The 5,900-nt window shown below is 44.8% G+C and carries 7 protein-coding genes; 3 read left to right on the top strand and 4 right to left on the bottom strand.

What is annotated here, in order from left to right; translation table 11 throughout:
• A partial coding sequence (locus tag A1D16_RS17775; protein ID WP_290711991.1) for a hypothetical protein occupies window positions 1-433 on the top strand: 433 nt, incomplete at its 5' end.
• A gap of 197 nt (window positions 434-630) precedes the next feature.
• Here A1D16_RS17775 and A1D16_RS17770 read toward each other — a convergent pair.
• Complete coding sequence (locus A1D16_RS17770; protein WP_290711989.1) at window positions 631-1,809, bottom strand: phospholipase D-like domain-containing protein; 1,179 nt, start codon at window positions 1,807-1,809, stop codon at window positions 631-633.
• Between the two features lie 46 nt (window positions 1,810-1,855).
• On the opposite strand from A1D16_RS17770, the gene A1D16_RS17765 reads away from it, so the two are divergent.
• Both A1D16_RS17765 and A1D16_RS17760 read left to right on the top strand, forming a co-directional pair.
• The gene (locus tag A1D16_RS17765) at window positions 1,856-3,511 is read left to right on the top strand and encodes a Na/Pi symporter (protein WP_290711987.1); all 1,656 of its coding nucleotides are present in this window, start codon (window positions 1,856-1,858) and stop codon (window positions 3,509-3,511) included.
• A gap of 116 nt (window positions 3,512-3,627) precedes the next feature.
• The gene (locus A1D16_RS17760; RefSeq protein ID WP_290711985.1) at window positions 3,628-3,876 is read left to right on the top strand and encodes a YtxH domain-containing protein; all 249 of its coding nucleotides are present in this window, start codon (window positions 3,628-3,630) and stop codon (window positions 3,874-3,876) included.
• 2 nt (window positions 3,877-3,878) lie between these two features.
• Here A1D16_RS17760 and A1D16_RS17755 read toward each other — a convergent pair whose 3' ends face one another.
• From A1D16_RS17755 to A1D16_RS17745, 3 genes are all read right to left on the bottom strand, one after another.
• Window positions 3,879-4,901, bottom strand: a complete 1,023-nt coding sequence (locus A1D16_RS17755; protein WP_290711983.1) for a metal-dependent hydrolase — start codon at window positions 4,899-4,901, stop codon at window positions 3,879-3,881.
• Between the two features lie 24 nt (window positions 4,902-4,925).
• Entirely contained in the window at window positions 4,926-5,354 is a 429-nt protein-coding gene (locus tag A1D16_RS17750; protein ID WP_290711981.1) for an Rrf2 family transcriptional regulator, read from the bottom strand.
• A gap of 3 nt (window positions 5,355-5,357) precedes the next feature.
• Window positions 5,358-5,900 (bottom strand): hemerythrin domain-containing protein (locus A1D16_RS17745; protein ID WP_290711979.1); only part of this gene is annotated, 543 nt, incomplete at its 5' end.

Genomic DNA, 5,900 nt, shown 5'->3' with positions numbered 1-5,900 from the left:
AACTGGGAATGCTTCCTTCAATTATACCAGAATTACTAAAGACGGCCGATACCTGATGCCGCGCGAATGGGGCCGGGATCCGTTTTATACTTTTTTACAAAGAGAACGAAACGATGGGTATGCCAACCTGGATGCGCTCTCTTTTAAACTGAATTATAAACTCGATAAGTGGCGAACTAAGTTGTTCCTGGGATATGGGCACTACTACCTTCCTCCGGTTTCAGATGCAGCAGCCAACAAATATGCCATGCCTTCCTATCGGCAGTTGAATCTGAGCTGGAAATATAATTTTCATCGTTTTTTATCCGGGATGGATATACAGGCACTCTATGTGCACAAAGCCCCCTTGGGTCCAACTCCCGCATCGCTCAAATACCAGTTTAACAAGGTCAATATGTCCAACTATAACCTTATTATAAATTATGTTTTCTAAAATGCTATCCCATGCTTGAAAAAATTAATCCGATTTGGCTGCATCGAATCCTCCGCTTTGGTTTGGGAGGTATTTTTCTTGGCATTGCTTTTTTCTACAAAGATGCCTGGCCTTTGTATATTTTTGGCGGACTGATTTTTATAACTGGCTTTTTTCGTCCCCGCCGATGCATCGATGATCAGTGCAACATTTAATCCTTAATTCCGGCGCTGTTTATAATAAAAAGTAAAAAGCACAAACAGCAGGCGGATTGAGGTGTAACAGATCTTTTGCCAGATACGCGCGAAAAGGCCGAATTGCTGAAGCGCTCCCACACCGGTTAATGATACTGATTCATTATTGATGATGGCAATAAACTGTTCTTTGACGGCGGCTGCAAAGAACTCATCCAAAACTTCCAGGTTTAGTTCAATACTGGCATAGGCGCTGATAAAATTTATATTAAACGAGCCAACGGTAGCCCATTTTCCATCAGCGCAGCTAATTTTTCCGTGTAATACGCTCGACTGGTATTCGTATAACTGTACATTGTTTTTCAACAACCACCGATAAAGATAACGTTCGGCCTCTTTGGCCATTATTACATCTGATTTACCGGCTGCAATTACATATATTTTCACCCCTCTTTTTACTGCTGCAGCCATAGCATTCCGCATTTGCCGGCCAGGCAGGAAATAACTCGACAGCATGTACACCTCCTGTTTTGCATCCTGCATCATCCGAAGGTAACTGTTCGAAATTTCCGTTCTGAACCGTACCCAATCCTGCCGGCGAACCCTGACCAAACAGGTAGTATCGGGATATGCCAGCTGCCGGGCAGGCAGTTTAAACCTAACTTGTTTGGCTTTGCCCCATCCTGATTTATTCCATAATTCCAGGCAAACCTGGTACAGCTTTTCCGGCACTTCGCCCTCTACGAGAATCGCCCAATCGAGCCAGGCCGATTGACCGGGCATATCATTGTACCGATTGCTGATATTGACGCCGCCTACGAGGGCGTAAGCAGCATCCACCACGCAAACCTTTTGGTGCAGCCGTCTGCCAAAATAAAAATTACGAGAGCGTAACAGGGGATCAAACCAACGGAACTTCACCCCTCTTGTACGAATCTCTCTTATCCGTTTTTTACTGAGATGTTGGGAAGCATACCCATCTACCAGGATGTATACGGCAATGCCCCGCTCGGCTGCCCTGCAAAGATGTTCCAATACTACGTGCCCGGTTTCATCTTCCTCTAGGATATATACCTGGAAATGAATGGATACCCGCGCCCGGTTAATCAGTTCAGACAGGCTCGAAAAATAAGTAGTTCCGCCGCGTACTAATTGTACGCGGTTTTTACTGGTATAGCCATTCAAAGGATTATTTCGTGCCATCCTACTGTTAATATAGTACTTTTAAACTGTCCTTTACTTGATGCCTATGAACCAGATCTGGGAATTATTGGCGGGCATCTCCATTTTTATAATCGGGATGCGATGGCTGGAAGAAGCTTTGAAAAACATAGCGGGACGACCGTTTAAACTTTTTCTAAAAAAGCACACCCACAATACATTTAAAGGAATTGTTGGCGGCGCTGTGGTGACAGCTCTTTTGCAAAGCAGCTCCATCGTTAATATTATGGTACTTGCTTTTGTGGGTGCCAGAGTTTTGCAGATGGAGAATGCACTGGCCCTGATGCTTGGCTCCAATTTAGGCACCACCTTTACCAGTTGGATAATTGCCGTAGTAGGATTTAAATTGAATATTGAAGCGCTGGCCTGGCCATTAACCGGGATTGCTGGTTTGGTCTGGACCATTCTGCCCCAACAACACCGATTCCATGCCTGGGTACAAGTAGCAGTAGGTTTTGGATTTTTACTACTGGGACTTTTTTTCATGCAAAGCGGCGTGGAAGCTTCTATTCAAAAAATCGATCTGAACCAATTTAAACAGTTTCCCCTGATAGTTTTTTTATTGGCAGGGGCAGTCATTACTTCCATCGTACAGGCAGGCTCCGCTACTATTGCACTGACCTTATCGGTGCTTCATGCAGGAGGCATCGATTTACCAGCCGCAGCTGCTATCGTATTGGGTGCTGAAATCGGCACTACTACCAAACTGCTGATCCTGGCCCAGGGAAAACTGGCTGATAAGAAAAGAGTGGCGCTGGGAAATTTCCTGTTCAATACCAGTACCTCGATCCTGGCTTTTTTTGCTATTCCGCTACTGCTCTGGTTTATCCGGGAACCCTTGTCCATTTCAAACAAGCTGACCGCCCTGGCCGTTTTCCAGACCCTGGTTAATTTTTTCGGAATACTGCTTTTTGTGCCTTTCTTAAAACAGTTTGGCAAATTCCTTCAAAACAGGTACACCCGAACACAGGAAGATACGCGCTTTATACATACAGTGCCCGTTCATGAACCAGAGCTTGCATTGCAGGCTATCCGGGAAGAAATAAGACATTACCTGTTTCATTTGGTACGCTACTGCACCAGCGGGTTAACGATTACCGACTGGGCATTCAACCCAGCCAACTGGCATCCCTCCCATGTTCAAACGACTGCAGTTGAACAATACGATTATATAAAGGACCTGCACGGCGATATCCAGCAATATTATGTGAAACTGCAAGCCGTTATTACAGACGAGGAACAAACCCAGTTGCTGGATCAGTATGTATCCGCACTACGAAACGGTATGTATGCGGCCAAAAGCCTGAAAGATGCGGTGCAGGACGCCGACCAGCTGCGTAGTTCCTCCAATGATTTTAAGTTTGGCTATTATGAATTAAGCAAAAAAAGAATGGTCCGTTTCCTGGAAGCAACCAGCCCTTACCTCACCAAAGAGAAGCAAGCTGCAAGCGCCGAATTATTAGCCTTGTTTGATGCACTTGCGGATCAATACCAGGAATCCGTTACTCAACTATATGGAAAAAACAGGAACAGTGTAGTAAGTGATACAGAATTATCTACCCTGATCAATTATAACCGTGAATTGTATACAGCAAAAAAATCTTTCCTGCTTGCGTTGAAAGACCTGCTGCTTACTACCGAAGACGCCGCTGCCTTTAAAGATTTGCCGGGCTTTATTCGATAAGCTTCTGTTAAATGCCGGCTTCCGGAAAAAAGCAAGCCCGGTTTTAGAGCATTGCTGGCATTGTATTTGGTAACTTTATAGAGAAACAAGATTGATTCATTTTACAACCATTTGTTATGACAAACACCAACAAAATTTTGACAGCCCTGGCAACCGGAGTAGTTATAGGCGGCGTGTTGGGTGTGCTATTTGCACCTGACAAGGGAGAAAATACCCGGCAGAAAATTGCCGACGGAAGTAAAAAACTATCAGACTCCTTGAAAGAAAAAATGAACGAGGGAAAAAATAAACTGGCCGGCATGCGTAATTCTTTCCGCGAACGGGTAGACGGAATGAAAGATAAAGTAGAGGAATTCTCTTCCTGATCTTATTCCACCAGGTCTTTACCAATAGCCCTTCTCAACAGAGCAAGGGCTATTTCTTTATCCCATTTGGCAAAACGACCCCTTTGCACAACCAGCTCGTTATTGGCAGGGTGTTGCAGGTAATAATGAAACACGAATTTTTCCCGGGGATCTTTCCAGCCGATTATTTGGCCGAACCGAAGATCATTAAATACCAGGCTGTCTCCGTACTTTTCAACCGTATAAAAGCCCTGCGAAAAACGAATGAGCTGCTGTAGCTCTTCATGATCTTTTAAGCTGTCTAGTAGCTGGCTGTTCCTGGGAAAATATTCCAGGTGCAGCTGGTGTTTGTCATCAAAAAGCGATCGGAATCCTACATGGAATCCTTCTTCATTTCCTGCCACCACGTACCATAGCCAGTTATTCAGGGGTGCCGGAGTGGTGAAATACTGTGTGTAAGGAATAGCTCGTTCAGCCAGTATATGCCGGGTATCAATATCCATTTTTAACTTATTCAAACTGGCATAAGCCAGGTAAATACCGGGCAAAAGAATACCCAGTAACATCCAGGTTTTACGGGCACTGCTCCGTAAAGAAATACGCAGCAACACCACAGCCGCCAGCACAGGCCAAAAAGAGAAAAAAGGATCTGCCACATAAATTGCATTGAACGAGAACCGGTGGTGATTAAAGGGTTCCAGCCAGCCGGTTCCATAGTTATTAAAACCATCGAGCCCTATGTGCACCAGCATTTCGGTAGCAAAAAAAAGCATCCAGTACTGCAAAGGAATTTTTAGCTCGCGGTGCAGGCGGTTGGCACTCAGCCCCAGTAGAGGGGTTAGCAAAAAAATAAATAAGAAGGAATGTGTAAATCCGCGATGAGCCAATAACTCTTCCGATAAAGGCATCCAGAAACCAGCAACAAAATCTATATCAGGAATACTTTGTGCAAGCCCTCCCCATAACAAGGCCTTTTTACCGATTTTTTTGCCTAGGAAAGCTTCCCCGATACAGGCGCCCAGGGCAATATGTGTGATTGAATCCAAACAAGTCTTTTTTCAGGGAACAAGTTAAGAAAGAAAGGCAGCACCGGTTCTCAGATCTTTACTTAAATCCTGAATAGTTGTTGACCGGAATATAGCGGCCAGTTCTTCCCGAACACTTGCATAACTGTTATGTAAGGGGCAGGGCCTGGTGGCAGAACACTGGCTCAAGCCGAGCGCACAGGCCTGAAAAAAATCATCTCCATCCAGGGTCAGCACAATTTTCCATATAGGTGCCTGGATTTGTTCCGGGGCAATAAAGAACCCTCCACCCGGACCTTTTGTACTACTTATAACCTTGTTCTTTACCAGGGTTTGCAGCAGTTTGCCGAGGGTATGTTCATTGCCCTCCACAACTGCCGCAAGCTCCGGGATACTAAATTTTTCTTTTGTTTCAACTCGACTTGCCAGAAACAGAACAGCACGGAGGCCGGTTTTACAGGTTATGCTTAGCATGTATCAAAACTGCTGCATTTTTTCCAAAGCTTTTGCTTTAGGAAACAGGATATTGTTTTCCAGGTGTACATGCAGGTGCAAATCGTTTTCAAATTCCTGGAGTAAACGAAGATAAAACTGGTAAGAACCGCAGGCGCCCTCAGGAATGGTATAGCTATCAGTAAGTTGGTTGATCCTGGCCATTGCGGCACCTACCTGCTCATGTTCCTGTTCCATCCTAGTAATAGGATTTTCTACGGTAGCAAAAAACGGCTGAGGAAGCGTTGTTGACTGGTCTGCTGCCGCCTGCAATTGTTGAATAAACGGAAACAATACGCCTTCTTCTTTCTGCATATGATCGCGCATTTCTTCATTAACCAGTGTTACCAACTGTTGAATATCTATTAATTCCGGATGTTCCCTGCCATGCACCCGGGCTACTTTATCTGCATAAAACAACAAATCCGGTAGTGTTTTCAATACATAGGCGTGGTGCATTTCCACAATGTAATTCACCAGTAAACCTGCACTCCAGTCTTTAAATGAAGGTAGTCCTGTTGCCGGTTG

The organism is Flavihumibacter sp. CACIAM 22H1, from assembly GCF_001601815.1.
Classification (GTDB): domain Bacteria; phylum Bacteroidota; class Bacteroidia; order Chitinophagales; family Chitinophagaceae; genus Flavihumibacter.
Note: the sequence above shows the minus strand (reverse complement) of the source record. Positions and strands in the feature narration are given on the sequence as shown.

Excerpts from the sequence above, each read along its gene's own strand:
- A1D16_RS17770 (WP_290711989.1), bottom strand. The coding sequence starts at position 1,809 with ATGGCACGAAATAATCCTTTGAATGGCTATACCAGTAAAAACCGCGTA.
- A1D16_RS17765 (WP_290711987.1), top strand. The coding sequence starts at position 1,856 with ATGAACCAGATCTGGGAATTATTGGCGGGCATCTCCATTTTTATAATC.
- A1D16_RS17760 (WP_290711985.1), top strand. The coding sequence starts at position 3,628 with ATGACAAACACCAACAAAATTTTGACAGCCCTGGCAACCGGAGTAGTT.
- A1D16_RS17750 (WP_290711981.1), bottom strand. The coding sequence starts at position 5,354 with ATGCTAAGCATAACCTGTAAAACCGGCCTCCGTGCTGTTCTGTTTCTG.